Genomic DNA, 20,592 nt, shown 5'->3' with positions numbered 1-20,592 from the left:
CCCTTTCAGCCCTGGGACGTCGGGCGGCGGGCTGGGCGGGCCTGCGCGCTGCCGCCGGGCCGGCCGCCGGGTGAGCCACCCGGCCTGGCCGCGGCCCCGGCTGCCTTCCGCCGCCGTCCCATCGCCCGCACCTTCCGCACACAGGTGATCAGTCCGGCGATCAGGGTGCCCCCGTACAGCCAGCCCGCGTGTACGGCGAGGGAGGTGATCACGGCCATGGTCTGCCCGCCGATGCCGCCCTCGCCGCCGGAGATCGGCACGATGCCGACGGTGAAGGCGATGGGCACGATGACCGGCGCCATCACCAGGTCCGCTTCTCGTACCCAGAACGCGGTCAGCGCGCTGACCAGCAGAAACAGCACCCCGTACACCGCGGCAGAGCCGTCCAGCAGCAACCAGTCGAAGAAGCCCAGCACCAGCATCACGGCGGCGGCGAAGAGACCGGCGCCCAGTCCTGTCAGCCGGGGGTTCGGGAACCGGCGCAGCGCGACGACCGCCGGGCTCGCGGGCCGGGGGGCGCGGGCCGGAACCACGGGCACGGCGGGACCGTCCGCGAGTGCCCCGCGCGCGGGAAGGGGCCCCTGGGCGGGCCGTTGCGTACGCTGCGGGCGCTGCCCGGCCCCGGGACGACGAGTCTTGTGCTGCTCCACCCCCACAACGTAGGTCTCCGGGCACCGCCGTACAGGTACCAGACACGCCCTTTGGCCGACCTTGGCCGTGCGTTCGACCGCGCGCCTCGCCGAGCGGGCCCCGAACCGGGCCGGGCCGGGCCGAGCAGGGTCCCGGCTGCCGTCACCGGCCGCCGCGGGCCGCCCGTAAACTGGGGGATCGGCCCACCACCCACCCACTCAGGAAGTCGCCAACGTGTCGCTCACGATCGGAATCGTCGGTCTGCCGAATGTCGGCAAGTCGACCCTGTTCAACGCCCTGACCAAGAACGACGTCCTGGCGGCCAACTACCCCTTCGCCACCATCGAGCCGAACGTGGGCGTGGTCGGTGTCCCCGACACCCGCCTGACGAAACTGGCCGAGATCTTCTCCTCCCAGCGGGTCCTGCCCGCGACCGTCGACTTCGTCGACATCGCCGGCATCGTCCGCGGCGCGAGCGAGGGCGAGGGCCTGGGCAACAAGTTCCTGGCGAACATCCGCGAGTCCGACGCGATCTGCCAGGTCATCCGCGCCTTCAAGGACGAGAACGTCGTCCACGTCGACGGCAAGGTCTCGCCGAAGGACGACATCGAGACGATCAACACCGAGCTGATCCTCGCCGACCTCCAGACCATCGAGAAGGTCCTCCCGCGCCTGGCCAAGGAGGCGCGCATCAAGAAGGACGTGGCACCGAAGGTTGCGGCCGTCGAGGCGGCGAAGGAGATCCTGGAGCGGGGCGACACCCTCTTCTCCCAGGGCATCGTCCAGGGCTCAGAGAAGGCCGAGCTCCTGCACGACCTCCACCTGCTCACCACCAAGCCGTTCCTCTACGTCTTCAACGTGGACGAGGACGAGCTGACCGACGACGCCTTCAAGGACGAGCAGCGCGCCCTGGTCGCCCCGGCCGAGGCGATCTTCCTCAACGCCAAGCTGGAGGCGGACCTCGCCGAGCTGGACGACGAGGACGCGATGGAACTCCTCCAGTCCGTCGGCGCGGAGGAGCCCGGCCTCGCCATCCTCGCCCGCGTCGGCTTCGCCACCCTCGGCCTCCAGACCTACCTGACGGCCGGCCCCAAGGAATCCCGCGCCTGGACGATCAAGAAGGGCGCCACCGCCCCCGAGGCCGCCGGTGTGATCCACACCGACTTCCAGAAGGGCTTCATCAAGGCCGAGGTCATCTCCTTCCCCGACCTCGTAACCACCGGCTCCGTGGCCGAGGCCCGCGCGCAGGGCAAGGCGCGCATGGAGGGCAAGGACTACGTGATGCAGGACGGGGACGTGGTGGAGTTCCGCTTCAACGTGTGACGTCTCGTCAAGAACTGTGCCCGACCCGCCTGTTGGCAGGTCGGGCACAGGTGTCTGTCCGCGTGGAGTCCCTGTCCTGTGACGTGGGGCGGCGGCAGGTCTGGCCGGCGTCAGGCCGCCTCAGACTTTGACGACTTCCACGGAAGGGCCGCACAGGAGTGTCAGGTCCTCGGGGTCGGACGTGAGGACGGTGACCGGCCGGGGTGCGTTGCGGGCGATGGCGGCGAAGGCGGCATCGATGGCGTACTTGTGGCCGTGGAGGTGATGGGCGCGCAGAAGCGCGGCGGCCTGGTCGGTGACCTCTTTGGTGACGTCGTGAACGTCGACGCGGGAGAGAACCCACTTGATGCGGGCGGGATGGACGCGCTCGTAGTCGGCCTCGAGGGTGGTCATGGCGCTGGTGGCGACGCGGACACCCTCTTCCGATGCCGCTTGGACCAGAGCCACGACGGTGCGGTCCTTGCGGTAGAGCTTCGAGAGTCCTTCGCTGTCGAGCAGGAGCGTTCCGGGCATCAGGCGGCGGCCCCGCCGGCCTGTCGGTGGTCGTGGCGCAGCAGCGCCCGGGCGGCCTCGACCTCCTCGCGGGTGAGGGCTTCGTTGTCGGTCTCGAAGTCGGCGACGATCTCCCGGAGCTTGTCCATGGCGACCCGCTGTTCGAGAGCCTCGGCGACGTAGGCGGAGAAACCGCCGGGTCCGACATGGGCGCGTACGGCCTCGGCGAGATCCTCGGGCAGGCTGATCGAGTACTTCCTGCTACCGCTCATGGTGCTGATCCTACCGGTGGTCGTAAGTCCGGGGGTGTGCATGACCGCCCCGAGGTTCGGTTGCTCCGCAGGGGAGCTGCGAATGCCCGGCGATGCCCGGTGGGGGCGGTGGGAAGATGCGGGGAGGGCCGGCGAGGGGCGGGAAACGTGGGGCGTGGCGAGCGGGACACAGTCGCAAGGGGAGCGCGACTGCATGAGGCGGCGCAGGCAGTGGTCGGTGACCACGGAAGGGCGGTGGAGGCGGTACGGGCGGCACTGAGGCCGATCCACGATGCGGCGGTGAAGCGGGAGCTCGACGCCATTCCCGTCGCCCGGCTGCAGGACGTCACCGAAGGGCGGCTGCGGCTGGGGAGCGTCGAGAAGAGCGGACTGCGCACCCTGGGCAGTGTTCTCGAAGCAGGCCCCTACCGGCTGCGGCAGATTCCCGGAGTCGGGAAGCGCACCGTCGACCAGATGCTCGCCGCCGCCCGTCGGCTCTCCGAGGCTGTGCACGAGACCGTGGCCGTCCACATCGACGTGGACCGGCCGGAACCGCGCACCACCGCGCTCGTCATGGCCCTACACGTCCTGGTGGAGGCCGGCCCGGACGCCCGGCGTGCGGTCGACAAGGCCACCGTCCTGGCGGAACGGCTCGGTCCGTTGCTGGCCGACGCGAGGCCCGCCGCCGGAAGGGTCCGCATGCTTCTGGCCGGCCGGGAGAAGAAGGCCCGCGCGTGGGCGGCGGTCGCCGAGATCCGGTCGCTGGTGGACGAGGCGGAGCAGGCCGGTCTGCCCGAGCTGCTCGCCCAGGCGTCGGTGGACCTGCTCCGGGGGCTCTCGTCCGACGTCGCTGGCCTGGGTGGACTTCGAACTCCGCTCTGCCGAGTACTACAGCCTGCTCGCCGAGATCTCCGGGCGGCTGCCGCAGAGGGCTTTCTGCCGGACGAGATCGCGGAGCGGGTACGGACCCAGCACCTCGACGACACGCACCGGCGGGTCTCCCTGCGCGGTTACCAGGCGTTCGGCGCACGGTTCGCGCTTGCGCAGCGCAAGGTGATACTCGGCGACGAGATGGGCCTCGGGAAGACCATTCAGGCGATCGCCGTCCTCGCCCACCTGGCTGCCGAGGGACAGAGTCACTTCATGGTCGTCTGCCCGGCGAGCGTCCTCGTGAACTGGACACGGGAGATCGAGGCCCGCAGCGCTCTGCGCGTCATGGTGCTCCACGGTCCTGACCGGCACTACGCGTTTGCCGACTGGAAGGGGCGGGGCGGCGTCGGGGTGACCACGTTCGACGCGCTGCGCGGCTTTCCCGCACCGGGCGGTGGGGAGGTCGGGCTGCTGGTGGTCGACGAAGCACACTCCGTGAAGAACCCGAAGGCCAAGCGGTCCCAAGCGGTCGGCCTGTGGGCGGAGCGTTGCGAGCGCACCCTTTTCATGACCGGAACCCCGATGGAGAACAGGGTCGTGGAGTTCCGCAATTTCGTCCGGATGCTCGACGGCGGCGGCGGCGTCCCCGCCCAGCGTCGCCAGGAGATCGTCGACGACTTCGCCGGTGTCCAGGGCCCGGCGGTGCTCCTGGGGCAGATCCAGGCAGCGGGCGTCGGCCTCAACATGCAGGCCGCCTCCGTCGTCGTCATCTGCGAACCCCAGATCAAGCCGACCATCGAACATCAGGCGGTGTCACGGGCCCACCGTATGGGCCAGGTCAGGCCGGTTAGTGTGCACCGCCTCCTCGCCACCGGAGGCGTGGACGAACGCATGGTGAAGATGCTGGAAACCAAGACGCGCCTGTTCGATGCCTATGCCCGCCGCAGCGCCGTGGCCGAAGCCACCCCGGACGCGGTCGACGTGTCGGACACCGAGCTGGCACGCCGGATCGTCGAGGAGGAACAGGCGCGTCTGGGTATGACGGATGAGAGGCCCGCGTCATCCGAGTGAGGGTGTCCTCCGGTCCGCATCCAGTCCGCAGGACACCCGTAAACGGCCGTCGGGAGCCAACGCGTGCCAACGAGGAAATCCCAGCTCAGGGCCCTGTGCGAGGCTTCGCCGCAGGTCAGGATCAGGCCGCTGACATTCCGCTTCAACGTGTAGCGGGCTCGTTGGCATGACGTGACCCGTCTGGCAAACATGCAGGTCACATGGGGTCTGACTCTTCGGGGTCAGGCCCCTTTCTTATGCCCTTGCTGACTTGGTGCTGACCTTTAAGCACCTGTCATCACCCCTTTTGAGCCCTCCTGTGCTGACTCGGTGCTGACTGTGGGCGGAGGCTCACGATCCCCGGTCCGGTAGGTCCGGGCATCCGCGCCGAAGGTTCGCGGGAGTCGGCGCGGCTGCCCGGGGTCAGGGTCGTGGGTGTGGGTCGGTGCACCTGCATCGAGGCATTTGATCGGGCGCTGGCAACGGGGCACCCGGGCCTTGTGGTGTCGGTGGCTCTGGATAGGGTGATCCTCCAACGGAATGTTTACGGGAGGGAACGGTGGCTGACGGGGGCGGGTCGACTTGCACAAGACCGACGGTTCCCAATACGGCCCGCAGGTGGACCTCGCCGCGCCCGGCGAGGACATGGTGCAGGCATGCACCGGCAAGCCCGGAATCTGCACCGGTCACGGGACCAGCGCCGCCTCCGCCAGCGCGGCCCTGATCTGGTCCAAGAGTCCTTCCTGGACAAACAACCAGGTCCTGCGGGTCATGCTCAACACGGCCGGCGGCCCTGCCAGCGGCGAGAAGCGCAACAATCACATCGGCTACGGCATCGTCCGCCCCCGCATCGCCCTGACCAACCCCGGCGATCCCGGCCCCGCCGACGAGTACCCGCGTCCGGACCTCGCAGCTGCGGCCACGTCACCGACGCCCAGCGAGCAGCAGACCAAGGGCCACGACAACCAGACCGCCGCGAAAGCCCCGGGAGCCGAATCCGACGGCGACGGAGCGTCCTGGCCTGTGCTGGCGGGCCTCGGCACCGCGGTCCTCCTCGCGGGCGCGGTTACTACCGTGGTAGTGCGCCGCAGAGGAGCCTCATGACCTCGACAGGCCGGTTGCCATCGATCGCGCAGCACGCAGTGCACGCAAAGCACGGGAACAAGGAGAAGGGAGTACGGCAGTGGGATGGGACGAGTGGGATCAGATGACGACGCAGGCCGGTGAGCGGATGCGGCTGAACCAGGTGGATCCCGGCAACGGAGGGGGCAACGCATCCGACCTGGCGTCGACCCCGGCGCAGAAGAAGGCCGCCGCGAACGCGATCGAGCAGCATCTCGAACCGGACACCAAGAAGGCCGGCAACGTCGCCGAGGAGAAGACGAACACGGCGGTCAAAGAGTTCAACGGCAAGGACGGCAAAGGCTGGGACACCTCCGGCGCCTTGAAGAAGGCCCACAGCACCTGGGAGAAGCAGGTCAAAGCGCTGATGGACCGACTCGGCGGCGACAAGAGCGCGCTGCGCAGCACGCACATCCTGTTCCAGAACAACGACGTCGGCATCGCCAACCAGGTCCACCCGTCGTCCAACCTCGACAACTACTGATCCACCACACTCGCGCTCACGCCACCCCCGCGCCACGATCCGCGCCGTCTCCACGGGGGAGAACATGCCGACCTACCACGAAGCGATGACCACCGACCTGTCCACGCTCACCTCCGCGGCGGACAAGTGGGAAGACATGGCGGGCAAGTTCAAGAAACTCGAAGACGCCTACAAACGCGACGTGCACAAAATATCCCTCGGCGAGACCTGGCGCGGCTTCGCCGCCACCGCCGCGAACGGACGCTTCGATGCCACCCTGCGCGAATACCAGTTCGCCCAGAAGGAAGCCAAAGCTCTCGCCGCCATCCTGCGCGAGGCTCACACCCAGTTCACCGATCTCCGCGGCCGCCTCAAGTCCGTCGTCGCGGACGCCGTCACGGCGGGCATGAAGGTCTCCGAACAGGGCAACGTCGCCTACGATTACGACAAACTCGACGCCAAGGCTCTCTACGCCGCCCGGCACGACCCGGACTTCGAGTCCACCGTCCGCACCCGCGAAGGGGAGTGGCACCAGGCCATCACAGGCGCGGTCAAAGCGTTCACCGACGCGGACGAGGGCGTGAAGATCGCTCTGGAAGCCGTCGTCGTCGACGGCAACCCGATGGACGGCATCGGCTTCAACGGCCAAGCCGATGCGGAGAAGGACATCGAGAAGTACGAAGCGGATAAGGCGGCCGATATCGCCACCCGCATCAACAGTGGCGAAAGCGTCTCCGCCGCTGACCGCGCCGAACTCCAGCGCGCCTTCCGCGACAACGCCGGTAACAAGGACTTCACCCAGACCTTCCTCAACAGCCTCGGCGCCGACGGCACGTTGAAGTTCACCAATAAGCTCAACGACCTGGCCTACTTCGACGACAAGGGCCGCAAGCAGGAATACCTTGGCCTGCAGAAAGGCCTTGCCGCAACGCTCGCCAACGCGACGAAGGACACCAACTCCAAGTTCTACAAGGACTTCCGGAAGGAGTTGAAGAAGGCCGGAATCGAGCAATATGACCTCAAGGCCGTCACGGAGAAGTTCGAGGGGCACAAGGGTGGCGATCAGGAGATACGTGGTTACCAGGCCCTGGTGACCCTGATGCAAAACGGCGAGGGCTACTCTCCACAGTTCTTGAGCGACATCACCGACGACATGCTCGATGCGGAGGAGAAAGAACCCAACCTCTGGGACCTGCGTGGGAGCTTCGACACCAAGGAGGCCGGGTGGTTCGCTCACGACCCGGTCGACGGCGCCCTCGGCATCATGAGCAAGGACCCTGCCACCGCCACTGCCTACCTTGACCCCGGCGAGGGAGGTAAGGACGCGGAACACCGCGGAAACGATCGCCTGGAGAGGCTGCTCGATCGGGAGACCGACTTCATTGATCGTTACGACTGGGGCGTCGCCGCCGAACACGAACTCGGCGACTCGATGGACGCTGAACTCACAAGCAGCAAGCAAGGGCTGGCGGCCGCCATCGAAGCGGCGAGTACCGGGCGGGAACCAGGTGCCGAGGGAGCGGAGTTCGGGCGCCACTCTCCAGCAGAGGCCCGCGTCATGCAGGACACTATTGCGCTCCTCGACCGGGACGGCACGGGAGACTCGATCGCGGAGAATCTGAAGGTCCCCCTCGGACGCGCTCTGGCCGACTACACGGTCGACACGCACTCGATTCTGAGCGGCGTCGAAGAGACCAGCCCCGGTGGCGAACTGAACGCCAGGGCGAATGGTGACCAATCGAACCTCACGAGCAACAAGGATAGTCTGCTTCGCGTGATGCGCGGCGTTTCCGACGCCGAGTACGCCAAGACACCTGACGGTGATCCTGTCCTCGTGTATGACCTGCTGTACGAAAACGAGAAGCTCTACTCGGCGGAGTACCTGGGCACCGCCAGGGAGGCTGAAGCCGGCCAGCAGAACAACGTTGTTGGCGACTGGGACAACAAGGCCCGGCATGTGGCCGAGGTGAACGGCGCGATGACCGCCATCGGAGCTGACTTGATCTTGGACGATCGCGACGCCAAGATCGGCCAGCTCAACGACGACATGCGCTACGCGTACCACGGTATCGGGGGTGCTTTCACGCAGATCCCGATCGTCGGTGACCCGATCCAGCGCATGGTCGACGCGGTGACCTACGAGCACTCCAAGGACGTGTCGGCCGCAGCCGAGGATGCGGCCCGCTACCAGTCAAGCTCCGACTCTTCAGCCGGCATCACCGGGACGAATCAGCTCCTGAACGGCTGGGGCGAAGAACACGGCATCAAGGGAACAGAAGCCCACAAGCACGCACTGGGCGAAGCGGATCAGAGCTTCATCACAGGGCGTGAGGACGCCTTCGGTGCTTTGCGAACGAGGAAATGAGATGACGAACACCAAAGGTCGATTCTCCCGCGGACGAAAGGCAACCGTCTGCGCCCTGGCGCTCTGCCTTGTGGCCGCCGGTGCTTACGTGTCGCTGAACACCAATCTCTTCGGTCAGGACAGGGCGTGTGGTGGCCTGGTGTCCGCCGACAAGGCAGCTGACGCCTTCGGCGGGTCCGGACGTATCGCCGACGGAGTGGAGCTGGACCGCGAGCCGGACGACGCGGTGGAGTTTCACTGCGTCGTCGACAGCACGACGTTTCAACTCGGCTCCGAGCGCAAAGAGCTGAGAGTTGATGGAGAGCGCGTACGCGGCGCGCTCCCCGAGGTGACCCTGGAACAGGGAGACGGCGCGGCAAGAACGTCGTACTTCACGGGGGATACCACGGGTGGGGTCGACGGGTTCGGCGGATGGATACTCCTCCCGCAGGCATGCACGACACAGCAGGGGCCGGCCACCGTCAGGGTGTCCCTGCGGCAAGAGTCCGACCCGCTCGCCATCGCCCGCCTCCTGACCGACATCGCCAACAATGCGACCAAGCAAGCCGAGTGCGCAGACGGAGGGCCGCTCGCGGCCCCGGCTTCGCTCACCGCCTCGGCGAAGCAACGCGCGGTCCGGGACGGCGCGGTGTGCGGCCTGGAAGGTCTGACGTTCCCCGGGCGGAAGTTCCAGGCGGGCAGCACGGAATCGGTGCAGGATCGCACGAAGGTCATCTGGGCCTGCGAGGTAGAGGATCGCGCGACCTATGCGGTGACCCAGGACCCGCATCTGGTCGCCGCCATCCAGTCCTCGCCCGAATACGCAAAGCAGCGGCCAGTCGCAGGACTGGACGTGTCCGGCTTCGACCAACAGCACGTTGTCGCGGAGTGTTCCGGTCAACCGACCTACTTCTCCCTAGGGACAGGATCGGCATTCCAGGACGACACGGACTATCCCGAGACACCCAAGTGGAGCGAGCTCATGGAGAATTTCGTGAAGACCGCAGGCAAGGAGTACGGCTGCGGCGCGCGGTGAGCACGCGGCGGCATACGCCTGGCAGCTAGAGGAGCAATCAAGGGTCGACCGCCGAGCACCGAGACCCGCCCTCTCGACCACGTCACTAGCAGTGACTGCTGGTGCTGTGAAGCGGATACGGAAGCAGCCGTGCTCTGACAGTCTTGCCGCAGTGTGGCCGCGGCTTCCAGGTCACGGTGTCCGTGAGGGCCGTGATCAAAGGGAGGCTGGGCCGTCCACGACCCGGGCGATGTCCTGCTGGACGTCGCCCCGACTGTCGCCTTCTGTCTTCTGGTGGTTGCACCAGTGAGTGGTGGTGGAGCTACCGGTATGCGGCGGATCACCGGTTTCGGCAACCCGCGATCCGCCGCTGTGTTGCCGCTCTTCCGCACCGTGGTGAATTCTGTAGGCCGCGGGCGTAGCCGAGGCTCAGTACGTGCGGGCGGCCGTCGGGTGGGCGCGACCCGTGCGGGCGGGGTCACTCCGGGCGGCTGAAGCGCCGGGTGGCGTAGAGGAGGGCGAGCACGCCTGCGACGAGGAGGGCCGCGCCCTCCAGGAGGAGCGGGGGCTGGTGGCCGAACCACTCGATCCCGGCCGCGGTCGTCTGGTCGGGCACACGCAGGGTGATGGAGCGGCGCAGCAGGTCCACGCCGTAGGCGAGGGGGTTCAGGGCGGCCAGCCCGCGTGCCCAGCCGGGGAGGTTGTCGAGGGGGAAGAAGCCGCCGGAGAGGAAGAGCAGCGGCATCATCACCAGGCCGAGGAGCATGTGGAAGAGCTCGGCGCGGCCGAGGCTCACGGCCAGGGCGAGCGCCAGTGCGGTGATGGTGAAGGAGGACAGGATCATTCCGGCGAGGAGCAGGGCCAGCAGCAGCGGGTCGTAGGGCAGGCCGACCGCGCCGGCCAGGGCGAGGAGGACGGCTCCCTGGACGGTGGCGACCACCGTGCCGCCCGCGCAGTTGCCCAGGAGCAGGGTGGCCCGGCTGACCGGGGCCATCAGGAGTTCCCGCAGGTATCCGGTCTGCCGGTCGGTGATGAGGCGGATGCCGACCATGATGGCGGGGCTCTGGACGGTCATCATCAGCATGCCGGGGAAGAGGTACACCTGGTAGCCCACGCCGAGCGCGGCGGTGGGGATCAGGGCCGCCAGACCGCCTCCGAGGATGAAGAGGTAGAGCACCGGCTGGATCAGCATCAGCGCGGTGTGGGTGCGCTGCAGGGACAGGCGCAGCAGGTCGCGGTGGACCAGGGCGTGGACCGCGCGCAGTTCCCGGCGCATCCGGGCCGGGAGGGTCGGCTGCGGGCCGGCGTGGCCGTCGGGGCTTCCCGGCGCGGTGACGGCGGGGGCGGTCACCGGCCCTCACCCGCCGTCCCGGCTCCTGCGGCGTGGATGCTGCGCCCGGTGTGGTGGAAGAAGACGTCGTCGAGGGTCGGCGGGGTCGCGGAGGCGGCCCGGACGGGGATGCCCTCGGCGGCGAGAGCCGCGCACAGGCGGGGGATCCAGGAACTGCCGTCGGGCAGGCGCAGGCTGATCCCGTCGGGGCCGAGGGCGGTTCGGGTGCCCGGCGGGGCGGCGCGGCGCACGACGAGGTCGGCCGCCGGGTCGTCGTGGGTGCGCAGGATCACCCGGTCGTTGCCGATGGCCGCCTTCAGCGCGGCGGGCGCCCCCTGCGCGACCAGGCGGCCGCCGTCGATGATGGCGAGGCGGTCGCAGTTCTCGGCCTCGTCCAGGTAGTGGGTGGTGACGAAGAGGGTGGTCCCCTGCCGCTCGCGCAACTGGCGCAGGTAGTCCCAGACCTGGGCGCGCGCGTGGGGGTCGAGTCCGGTGGTGGGCTCGTCGAGGAAGAGGACCCGTGGCTCGTGGAGGAGGCCGCGGGCGAGTTCGAGGCGGCGGCGCATGCCGCCGGAGAGGGTGCGGACCGGGGCCCGCCGCCGGTCGCCGAGGCCGATGGCATCGAGGGTCTCGGTGGTGCGCCGGCGGGCGTCGCGGCGGCTCATGCCGTACAGCCGGGCATGGACACGCAGGTTCTGCTGCACCGTCAGTTCCATGTCGAGTGCGCTGTGCTGGAAGAGCATGCCGACCTGGCGGCGGATCTGGCCCGGGTGGGTGAGCACGTCCATGCCTGCCACCGTGGCCGTTCCGGCGGTGGGGCGCGTCAGGGCGCACAGGAGGGAGATGGTGGTGGACTTCCCCGCGCCGTTGGGGCCGAGGAACGCGAAGGTCTCGCCCTGGTGCACGTCGAGGTCCAGGCCGCGCACGGCGGGGGTGAGGGTGCCGTCCGGACCCGGGTAGCTCTTGACCAGACCGCGGGTGCTGATGGCGTACGGCCTCCGGTCCGCGGGCCGCGCGCCGTCCGGGGCCGTGGCTGAGGTGGGAAGGGGTGCTCGCGCGGGGGCATCGGCATCGGCGTGCGAGTGCGTGGTCACTCAGGTCCTCGTTTGCTGGTCGGCGTCAAGGGACTTGGGCGCGCGCTGCTTCGAAGGGCGGTGCGGCGGGGCGGGTTCTTCGTGCCCCGTGGAGGCGGGGCCCCACGCTCCGGCCGGTGGCTGCCGCGGGGGCGGCCACCGGCCGGAGGCCGGCCGGATCCCTCGTGCTGCCCTGATCGACTGGCGACGCGGGTGCACGGGAGTTGTCGGCCTACAGGCGACCGGCGTTCACTGCCTCGTCGACAGCGGAGCGGTCGGCGCGGCCGCCGGGCGGGATCGGATCCCGGCGGCTACGGCCTGGGTCAGGCGCAGCTGACGCCGACGCAGACGGTGTTGAGGAGGGTGAGCAGGCCGACGCACGCGCACGTGTCGGCGAACGCGACGCCGTCGGCGCCGACCGGGTCGGTCTCCGGAAGGGCGTGCAGGTGAGCCAGCAGTTCGAGGTCGCGGTTCTCCATGACTTTCTCCTTCTCTCGGTGGTGTCGACAGGGTTTCCTGTCAGCCCGGCTGCTGGATCATCCAGAGCCGGGAGTCTGTGTGGCGGGTCCGCAGGAGGAACGCCAGGATTCCTGCGGACCCGTCGCTCCAGCCCGTCGAGACGTCCCCGTACTCGTTGGGGAAGACGACGTGGCCGTTGCGGTGGGTCTGCTCGGCGGTGATGAGGCGGGCCAGGGCCTCGGCCGACGCGTGGTGGGCGGGATCCCCCGTGGCGGCGGCCACGTCGAGGAGGAAGTCGCCGTTGCCGGCCAGGCCGTGGCACTGGGCGAGGGGGGCGCGGGAGGCGCGCTCCACGACGGCCCTCGTCGCCCCCAGGACGAGGTCGCGGTACCGGTCGTCGCCGGTGGCCTGCCACAGCCGGAGCAGGAAGGTGCCGATTCCTGCCGAACCGTGGCACCAGTACGGTGCTGTGGGCACGTCACCGGCCTTGGAGGGCCACTGTGCCGCCCCGCCGACCGTCAGGGAGGCGGCCGCCAGTGCGTCTCCCGCCGCCAGGGCCAGGTCCCGGTAATCCTGACGGCCCGTGACGGCCGAGGCGGCGAGCAGGAAGCATCCGATGCCGGCCGTCCCGTGGGCGAAGCCGAGATAGCGTTCACCGGCGCTTCCGGTGATCACTTCGGGAGGCGCGGGCCAGCTGACGCCGGACTGCTCGGGCGTCGCGGCTGCGGCCAGCGCGTCGGCCGCCTCGACGACGCGTTCGGCGAAACGCTCGTCCCCGGTGCGGTACCAGAGGTGGGCGGCGGCGAGTCCGCCGCCCGCCCGGCCGTGGGTGATGTCGTGGTGGGGCGCCGGTTCCTGGGGGGCCAGGGCCAGGGCCGTCGCGTGTTCGACGAGCACGCGGTCGTCCAGGACACGGCCGGCTTCGTACAGCGCCCAGGCGGTTCCCCGGCCGCCGAAGTGCAGGCCGGACCGCGTGGAGCGGGTGTCCGTCCTCGCCGCCATCCAGTGCCCCGCGGTGGAGAGCACCTGCGGCAGGCGCTCGTCGCCGGTCAGCTCGAAGTAGCGGGTCAGGACCGCCAGGACACCGGCGGCGCCCTGCTGCACCGTGCAGGGGTCGGTCTCCCCCGCCATGGTGGACACCGGCCACAGGCGGCGCTCGTCCTCCGGGGTCATCGAATTGATGAGGTGGTCCACCATCCCCGCCACCGCGCTCTGCGTCGCGTCGGTGCGCGGGGGCGGGTCGGCCGGGCGGGCGGCGGCCGGGCCCGCGGTTCCCCGCAACGACCGGCGGAGGGCCGCGCCGGCCCGCTCGGGGTCCCAGCGCTCGGCGGGGTCGTCACGCATCAGCCCGAGGATCATCTCGGTCAGGCCCTCGGGCAGCCGCAGCACGTCGTCGCAGGCGGCCAGCCAGCCGGCGAGCCGCTCGTGCGTGGTCCTCGCCGCGGGCTCCTCGGGCAGCAGGCTGGGAACCCTTCCGGTGAGGACCAGGCAGACGGCGGCCCCCAGGCTGTAGTAGTCGGCGGTCGGCGAGACCGGCGCGCCGGCCAGCCGCTCGGGGGCGCTGAAGCCGGGGGTTCCCACCGTGGTCGGGAGCGGGACGTCGTCCTTGAGGACGGCGAGCTCCAGGTCGATGAGGCGCAGTTCACCGTCCGGCCGGACCATGATGTTGCCGGGCGTGAAGTCCCGCAGGACGCAGCCCAGGGCGTGGGCCTCGGCGAGGAGGTCGACCAGACGGCCCGCCTGTGCCAGGGCCTCGGCGCGGTAACGCTCGTCCCCGAGGTCGCGGAAGCGCTCGGCGACCCAGTTGCGCAGCGGGACACCCGGGATCTCCTCCTCGGCGAGGAAGAGGTGTCCGCCGTGCTCGAACATCGCGAGGAGACGCGGGGCCAGGCCCGTGCCGTCGAGGAACTCCAGCACCCGGGCCTCGACGCGCAGCCAGTCGCGCACGTCCGATCCGGCGGCGTCGGCCTCCACGTGGGGCCGCGCCTCCTTGATGACCACCGGCACGTCCGCGGTGACGTCCGTCCCCCGGTAGACACCGCCCTTGTTCGTGTGGCGGATCGCCTCCCGTACCGAGAAGCGGCCGCCCAGCAGCACCGGGCCCGTCGTGGCCCGCTCCGTGGTCGGCGGGGCGGGCACGGAGGCCGGGAAGGGACTCACCGCCCAGGACGGCGGGGAGTAGCGGCCCGTGCGGACGTCTTCCACGGGGTTGCCGTCCGGATCCTCCATGTACCACACCAACAGGCCCGACTCGGAGAGCCGTTGGCGACCGACGAAGGCCCCGTAGCGGTAGTGCACCAGGCTGTTCGGGGCGTAGGGCTGGTCGGACAGGATCCGCGGGCCGGCGAGTCCCGCCGTGGCCCGGTGGAGCTCCAGCGCGATCGCGGCCGCGTCGGCGTCGGAGCGAGGGTAGACGGTGATGAACTTGCCCGAGTTGCCCCTCGGTGTGGCCCGGGAGTTGAGCGCGCTCACCTGCTCCACGGACCGGGCGAACTTGAACATGGATTCCCGGGGCAGCAGCACGTCCAGGCAACGCGACAGCACCGCGGGAGCGGAAGCGGACGTGGCCGACACGTGCAGCTTCCAGCCCTGTCCGGGCTGCGCCGCGGAGGCGGGTATGAGGCGGCACCACATCGCGTCGGTGTCCACGGTCCACCGCGCGGCCTGCCCGGTGGCCTCCAGCGACCTGTTCAGCAGGTCCTGGAGTTCGACTTCGCTTGCCTGGCTCGTCATGCCCATCCCTCTCCACCACGAGGACTGCGGATTGGACTATGCCCTCGGAACATATAGAGCGTGAGTGCCCAGCGTCACCCCGGCGCAGGGAGCGCACTGTGTCGTTCACGGTGCCGGATGTTTCGTAGGGCGCGGGCAAGGGAGTGCAGGGGGCGCATTCGGGCTCGATTCCCTGGTTCTCCGGATTTTCCCGCGCCCCGGAATCACCTGTGAATTGCGCCAGGATTCATCCGGTACCCAGCCCCTCTCCCTTTCGGATCGCGCATTCGGCCTGGCCGTCGGACGGAAAGCCCACCCACGCGGAAGAATCCCCAACAGACGCAGAAATCCCTACCGCGGACAACGAACACGACCGCCCGCTCCCGCACCGCCTGCCGTGCCCCGGATCTGCTGCGAACCGTGCGCGTGCCCCCCTTCGACATGCCAGGTCCCTGGAGAACGCCAGGTTCGGGCCGTGTCGCGGCAACCGCCGCGAGGACGGCCCCGGTGCGATGTCCCGGCCCAAAGCTTCGTCGCCGAACAGCCCCGAGTAAAGAGCCTCATTTCGCCATGCGATTGACTGGTTGCGGTACGTGACAGGTCGCGCTTCGGCGAATCCCGGTCATCCGTCCGGGTCGCCCTCCCCGTGAAATCCCCCGGGGACCTGCAATTTCGCACCGTCCGCACGCTTCGGCCGAAAACAGCGAACACGGCCCGCCGTCGGGTTTGATCAAAAAGGGTGCAGCCGGTCAGTCGTTCGATATGGCAGAGGTATGTGACGCCTGGACTTACCGATGGGCTGTGTGTGACGGCTGCGGCGGTGGACCCGGACGCGCGGGAACATTCGATGCCGGTGACCGTTTCTCGTTCCGGGGCCGAGCCGGTGACCGTTTCCCGTTCCGGAGCCATGCCGGTGACCGGTTCTCACGCGGTGGACGTCGGCGCCGCCGTGGACCGGTGGCCCCGGTGAACACCCCGGGCTACCGGCCCCCCGGTTGCCGGTCGCCTCACGGGCTCCCCGCCACCCCCGTCTTCACCCCCGCCCCGCACAGCGGCACCACCGCCGTGCGGTCGGTCCAGGAGGAAGCCGCGGCCCAGCAGGCGACGCCCGTCGACTCGACGAAGAGGCCGCGGCGGGCCAGGTCCGCCTGGGCGGTGCGGAGTTGGGGTTCGGTGACCGTCAGGAATTCGCCACCCGACTCGCGGACCGCGCGGAGGATCTGGCGGGCCCGCGGCGGGTTCGGGATCGCGATGCCCTCGGCGAGGGTGGGGGCCGGGGCGGCGGGGGACAGGAGGTCGTCCGCGCCCGCCCGGAACGCCGTGGCCAGCGGCGACACCGCCTCCGCCTGGACGGCCACCAGTGCCGGCCGGGCATCCGTAAGCCCCGCCGCACGCAGTTCGGCCAGGGCCAGCGCCGCGCCCAGCAGGAGCGTGCCGTTGCCGACCGGGACGACGATCGCGTCCGGCAGCGCGCCCCCGAGGTCCTCCCACAGCTCGTAGACATAGGTCTTGGTGCCGTGCAGGAAGTGCGGGTTGTACACATGGCTGGCGTAGAAGACGCCCGGCTCGCCGGCCGCTGCGCGCGCCGCGTCCGCCGCCGCCTCGCGCCCGCCGGGCACCGCCACGAGAGCCGCCCCGTGCGCCCTGATCTGCTCCGTCTTCTTCGCCGGTGTGCTGTCGGGCACATAGACCGTGCAGTCGAGACCCGCCCTCGCGCAGTATGCCGCGACGGCCGTCCCCGCGTTCCCGCTGCTGTCCGCGACCACCCGGCGCGGCCCCAGCCGGCGGGCCAGTTCGGCGAGCATCACCGCGCCGCGGTCCTTGAACGACAGGGTGGGCATCAGGAAGTCGAGTTTGGCCGAAACCGCAGGGGTCAGCTCCACCAGCGGAGTTCTCCCCTCCCCGAGCGAGAGCGACGGCCCCGGACCCGGCGCTCCCGGGGCCGCGAGCGGCAGCGCTTCCGCGTACCGCCAGAGGGAGTCGACCCGGTGGGGGAGGGCGTCCCGGGGCACCGCGCCGGCGTCAAAGGCCAGGTCGAGGGGCCCCTGACAGTCGGGGCAGCACCAGATGACAGAATCGCCCGGCCATTCGTTTCCGCAGTCGGGGCACTGATAACGCGTCATGGGTCGTCAGCATGGCAGCCGTGTGGCGCTTGTGTTTCACCGTGTCCGGGCCCCTTGTGCGATTCCTATGGATCGGTCAATCTTTCGGACGGCGGACGTGCAAGGGGGAGCCGCCCGTGGATGCCGAATCGTTGACGAGCCGTCGGTGATTCGGAGGCCCCCCTCTCGCGTTTGTCATGACCCCCACAGCACGCACCACCTATGAGGAGGACCCCTCACATGTCTGTGATGCGTAACTCGCGGCGAAGAATCGCCGCGGCCAGCGCCATAGCCGTCGCCGCCCTCGCGGCCGGCACGGTTTCCGCCCTTCCCGCCGCGGCCGAGCCGGCCCCGGACGGCGTCATCGCGAACGCCGGCGCCCCCGGCGCGATCAAGGGCAGCTACATCGTGACGCTCGACGAGTCCGAGGCAGACGCGGGCTCCAAGGAGGGCAAGGCCCTCGCGGCCGAGTACGGAGCCAAGATCAAGCGGACGTTCAAGGCCGCCGTCAACGGCTACTCGGTCCAGCTCACCGAGGCGCAGGCCAAGAAGTTCGCAGCGGACCCGGCCGTCGAGTCCGTCGTACAGAACCGCACGTTCACGATCACCGGCACCCAGCCGAACCCGCCGTCCTGGGGCCTCGACCGGATCGACCAGCAGTCGCTCCCGCTGAACCAGAGCTACACCTACCCGGACCCGGCCGGTGAGGGCGTCACCGCCTACATCATCGACACCGGTGTCCGCATCTCCCACAGCGACTTCGGCGGACGGGCCTTCAACGGCTACGACGCCATCGACAACGACAACACCGCGCAGGACGGCAACGGCCACGGCACCCACGTCGCCGGAACCGTCGCCGGCACCGCCCACGGCGTCGCCAAGAAGGCGAAGATCGTCGGCGTCCGCGTCCTCAACAACCAGGGCTCCGGCACGACCGAGCAGGTCGTCGCCGGTATCGACTGGGTGACGCAGAACGCGGTGAAGCCGGCCGTCGCCAACATGAGCCTCGGCGGCGGGGCCGACCCGGTCCTCGACGCGGCCGTCCGCAACTCGATCGCATCCGGCATCACCTACGCGATCGCGGCGGGCAACAGCGGCGCCAACGCGGCCAACTACTCGCCGGCGCGCGTCACGGAGGGCATCACCGTCGGCTCCACCACCAGCACCGACGCCCGCTCCAGCTTCTCCAACTACGGCAGCGTGGTGGACATCTTCGCGCCGGGCTCCTCGATCACGTCCGCCTGGCACACCAGCAACTCGGCGACGAACACGATCTCCGGCACCTCGATGGCGGCCCCGCACGTCGCGGGCGCGGCGGCGCTTTACCTGGACGGGAACCCGAGCGCCACCCCGGCGCAGGTCTCGGCCGCGCTCACCTCCGCCGCCACCCAGGGCAAGGTGACCAACCCCGGCTCCGGTTCGCCGAACCGGCTGCTCAACGTGGGCGGCGGCGGCACCACGCCGCCGCCCGGAGACAAGTTCGAGAACACCGGCGACTACGCGATCCAGGACAACTCCACCGTCGAGTCGCCGATCACCGTCAGCGGTGTGACCGGCAACGCGCCGTCGAACCTGGCCGTCTCGGTCGACATCAAGCACACCTACATCGGCGACCTGAAGATCGACCTGGTCGCGCCCGACGGCTCGGTCTACAACCTGAAGGCCTTCGGCTCCGGCGGCAGTTCGGACAACGTGATCACCACCTACACGGTGAACGCCTCCTCCGAGCCGGCCAACGGCGTCTGGAAGCTGCGGGTCGCGGACAACGCCAACTGGGACACGGGCAAGATCGACGCCTGGTCGCTGCAGTTCTGAGGTACCCGGCTGTGCGCTGAGGCGCGCGCCGGCGCAGTGAGGGAGGGACGGCCGTCCGCGGCCGTCCCTCCCGCGTTCCCGGGCCGCCGCCCGCTCCGCGCGCCCGGCCCCGCGTCCGACCGGTCCCGCCCGCCCCGCCCCGCGCCCGTTCCCGCCCCGTCCGCTCTCATGTGCCGGGACCGCCCCGCGCCTGCCGCCCCCGCCGTGCTTCGTCGTATGATCCGCCCGCCGTTCCGAACGCGCGCGGCCGATCGGCCCGGGTCCGCCGGAACCCCGGACACCGGGCAGGGTTCCGCCGGAACCCCGGACACCGGACGCCGATTCCTTACAGCACCGAGGAGCACCGAGTCGTGGACCCCGCAGCCCCCGGCGGCCGGCCGGACCCGCAGCAGTCGTGGGGCGGGCCCCCGCACCCCCAGCAGCCGCCCGTGCCCCCGCAGCAGCCGTACGGGACGCCCCCGCCCGGCTACGGCCCGCCCGCTGCTCCGTACCCCTACGGCGGCGGCTACGGCCCCTACCCACCGCCCCCGCGCCAGGGCGGTGACTCCCACAACGGCCTCGCCATCGCCGCCCTCGTCACCGGCATCGTCTGCTGCTTGCCGCCCCTGGGCCTGATCCTCGGTCTGATCGCGCTCCGCCAGATCCGGCGCACCGGGCAGCGCGGCAAGGGCATGGCCGTGGCGGGCGTCGCTCTGTCCGCGGTCAGCACCCTGCTGGTGGTGGTCTGGACGGTCTCGGGCGCGGCGGGCGAGTTCTGGCGCGGCTTCAGCGAGGGCGTGGAGGAGGCCACGAACTCCAGCAGCCCCTTCGACCTGGAGAAGGGCGACTGCTTCGACATCCCGGGGGCGGAGGTCCCCGACGAGACCGAGACGGCCTCCGTCCCGACCGTCGACTGCGCGGAGCCGCACGACGCCGAGGTGACCGGCGGCTACCGCCTGCGCGGCTCGGACGGCTACCCCGGCTCGGCCGCGGACGACACGGCCATGGAGCGGCGGTGCAACGCCATCAGCGACGCCCATGTGCCCGACCCCACCGCCCTGGCACCGCACATCGCCAACTACTACTACCTGCCGACCCGGGAAAGCTGGGCCCTCGGCGACCGGACGGTGACCTGTGCCCTGGCGGCCACCGAGGGCAAGCTCACCGGCACCCTGGCGGACGGCGCCGGCACGGACGAGGGCACGGGGGAGGGCGCCGACGGAGCCACCGGCGGTACCGGTGACACGGACGGCGGCGCCGAGGCGGTGACCCACGAGGCCACCGGGACAGGCGAGGCTGCGGGGACGGACGAGGCCGCCAGGACAGGCGAGGCCATCGGGACGGACAAGGCCACCAGGACGGAGGAGGCCGCCGTGACGGACGAGGCCATCGGGACGGACAAGGCCACCAGGACGGAGGAGGCCGCCGTGACGGACGAGGCGGTGGGGACGGACGAGGCCACCGGAACCGGCGAGCGCGCCCCGGCCGCACGCGCCGCCGCACGCGCGGCCGCCGCCACGGCGCGCACGCCGGACGGCGGGACCGGCGTCTGAGCCGACGCC

At 70.2% G+C, this 20,592-nt stretch carries 15 protein-coding genes and 1 pseudogene; 8 read left to right on the top strand and 8 right to left on the bottom strand.

Going from position 1 to position 20,592, the window contains the following annotated elements:
- Positions 1-5 precede the first annotated feature (5 nt).
- Positions 6-539, bottom strand: a complete 534-nt coding sequence (locus tag C593_RS0102280; protein ID WP_018845689.1) for a DUF6542 domain-containing protein — start codon at positions 537-539, stop codon at positions 6-8.
- Between the two features lie 325 nt (positions 540-864).
- Here C593_RS0102280 and ychF point away from each other — a divergent pair, with 325 nt between their 5' ends.
- Positions 865-1,953, top strand: coding sequence for a redox-regulated ATPase YchF (gene ychF, locus C593_RS0102275; protein ID WP_018845688.1), 1,089 nt, complete (start codon positions 865-867; stop codon positions 1,951-1,953).
- Between the two features lie 120 nt (positions 1,954-2,073).
- Here ychF and C593_RS0102270 read toward each other — a convergent pair whose 3' ends face one another.
- A complete protein-coding gene (locus tag C593_RS0102270) occupies positions 2,074-2,466 on the bottom strand; it encodes a hypothetical protein (protein WP_018845687.1) in 393 nt (130 codons plus the stop codon).
- Positions 2,466-2,717 (bottom strand): hypothetical protein, encoded by a 252-nt coding sequence (locus C593_RS0102265; RefSeq protein ID WP_018845686.1) that lies wholly within the window; start codon positions 2,715-2,717, stop codon positions 2,466-2,468. Before C593_RS0102265 ends, C593_RS0102270 begins: the two co-directional genes overlap by 1 nt.
- A gap of 147 nt (positions 2,718-2,864) precedes the next feature.
- Here C593_RS0102265 and C593_RS28630 point away from each other — a divergent pair.
- The 5 genes and pseudogenes from C593_RS28630 to C593_RS30850 all read left to right on the top strand — a co-directional run bounded on the left by C593_RS28630 (position 2,865) and on the right by C593_RS30850 (position 9,581).
- Positions 2,865-4,637, top strand: a pseudogene (locus C593_RS28630) (SNF2-related protein).
- A 561-nt stretch (positions 4,638-5,198) separates the two neighbouring features.
- The gene (locus C593_RS28625) at positions 5,199-5,720 is read left to right on the top strand and encodes a S8 family serine peptidase (RefSeq protein ID WP_018845685.1); all 522 of its coding nucleotides are present in this window, start codon (positions 5,199-5,201) and stop codon (positions 5,718-5,720) included.
- Positions 5,721-5,799: 79 nt separating this feature from the next.
- Positions 5,800-6,222, top strand: coding sequence for a hypothetical protein (locus C593_RS0102245; protein WP_018845684.1), 423 nt, complete (start codon positions 5,800-5,802; stop codon positions 6,220-6,222).
- A gap of 85 nt (positions 6,223-6,307) precedes the next feature.
- A complete protein-coding gene (locus C593_RS0102240; RefSeq protein ID WP_051093602.1) occupies positions 6,308-8,566 on the top strand; it encodes a hypothetical protein in 2,259 nt (752 codons plus the stop codon).
- Position 8,567: 1 nt separating this feature from the next.
- A complete protein-coding gene (locus C593_RS30850; protein ID WP_051093575.1) occupies positions 8,568-9,581 on the top strand; it encodes a hypothetical protein in 1,014 nt (337 codons plus the stop codon).
- Positions 9,582-10,038: 457 nt separating this feature from the next.
- Here C593_RS30850 and C593_RS0102230 read toward each other — a convergent pair whose 3' ends face one another.
- The 5 genes from C593_RS0102230 to C593_RS0102210 all read right to left on the bottom strand — a co-directional run bounded on the left by C593_RS0102230 (position 10,039) and on the right by C593_RS0102210 (position 17,257).
- Entirely contained in the window at positions 10,039-10,911 is an 873-nt protein-coding gene (locus tag C593_RS0102230) for an ABC transporter permease (protein ID WP_018845681.1), read from the bottom strand.
- A complete protein-coding gene (locus C593_RS0102225) occupies positions 10,908-11,984 on the bottom strand; it encodes an ATP-binding cassette domain-containing protein (protein WP_018845680.1) in 1,077 nt (358 codons plus the stop codon). The genes C593_RS0102230 and C593_RS0102225 overlap by 4 nt, the downstream gene beginning before the upstream one ends.
- Positions 11,985-12,286: 302 nt before the next feature.
- On the bottom strand, positions 12,287-12,442 hold the full coding sequence (locus C593_RS33220; RefSeq protein WP_018845679.1) for a VenA family class IV lanthipeptide: 156 nt from the start codon (positions 12,440-12,442) through the stop codon (positions 12,287-12,289).
- Positions 12,443-12,482: 40 nt separating this feature from the next.
- Complete coding sequence (gene lanL, locus C593_RS0102215) at positions 12,483-15,155, bottom strand: class IV lanthionine synthetase LanL (RefSeq protein WP_026277275.1); 2,673 nt, start codon at positions 15,153-15,155, stop codon at positions 12,483-12,485.
- Between the two features lie 986 nt (positions 15,156-16,141).
- Entirely contained in the window at positions 16,142-17,257 is a 1,116-nt protein-coding gene (locus C593_RS0102210) for a pyridoxal-phosphate dependent enzyme (RefSeq protein ID WP_051093573.1), read from the bottom strand.
- A 219-nt stretch (positions 17,258-17,476) separates the two neighbouring features.
- Here C593_RS0102210 and C593_RS0102205 point away from each other — a divergent pair, with 219 nt between their 5' ends.
- Both C593_RS0102205 and C593_RS30845 read left to right on the top strand, forming a co-directional pair.
- On the top strand, positions 17,477-19,051 hold the full coding sequence (locus tag C593_RS0102205) for a S8 family peptidase (protein WP_026277273.1): 1,575 nt from the start codon (positions 17,477-17,479) through the stop codon (positions 19,049-19,051).
- Positions 19,052-19,401: 350 nt separating this feature from the next.
- Positions 19,402-20,583: a DUF4190 domain-containing protein gene (locus C593_RS30845; RefSeq protein ID WP_018845675.1), complete on the top strand. Its 1,182-nt coding sequence runs from the start codon at positions 19,402-19,404 to the stop codon at positions 20,581-20,583.
- The last annotated feature ends 9 nt before the right edge of the window (positions 20,584-20,592 follow it).

The sequence above is a fragment of the Streptomyces sp. CNT372 genome (assembly GCF_000377145.1).
This window is presented reverse-complemented; position numbering and strand designations above follow the sequence as displayed.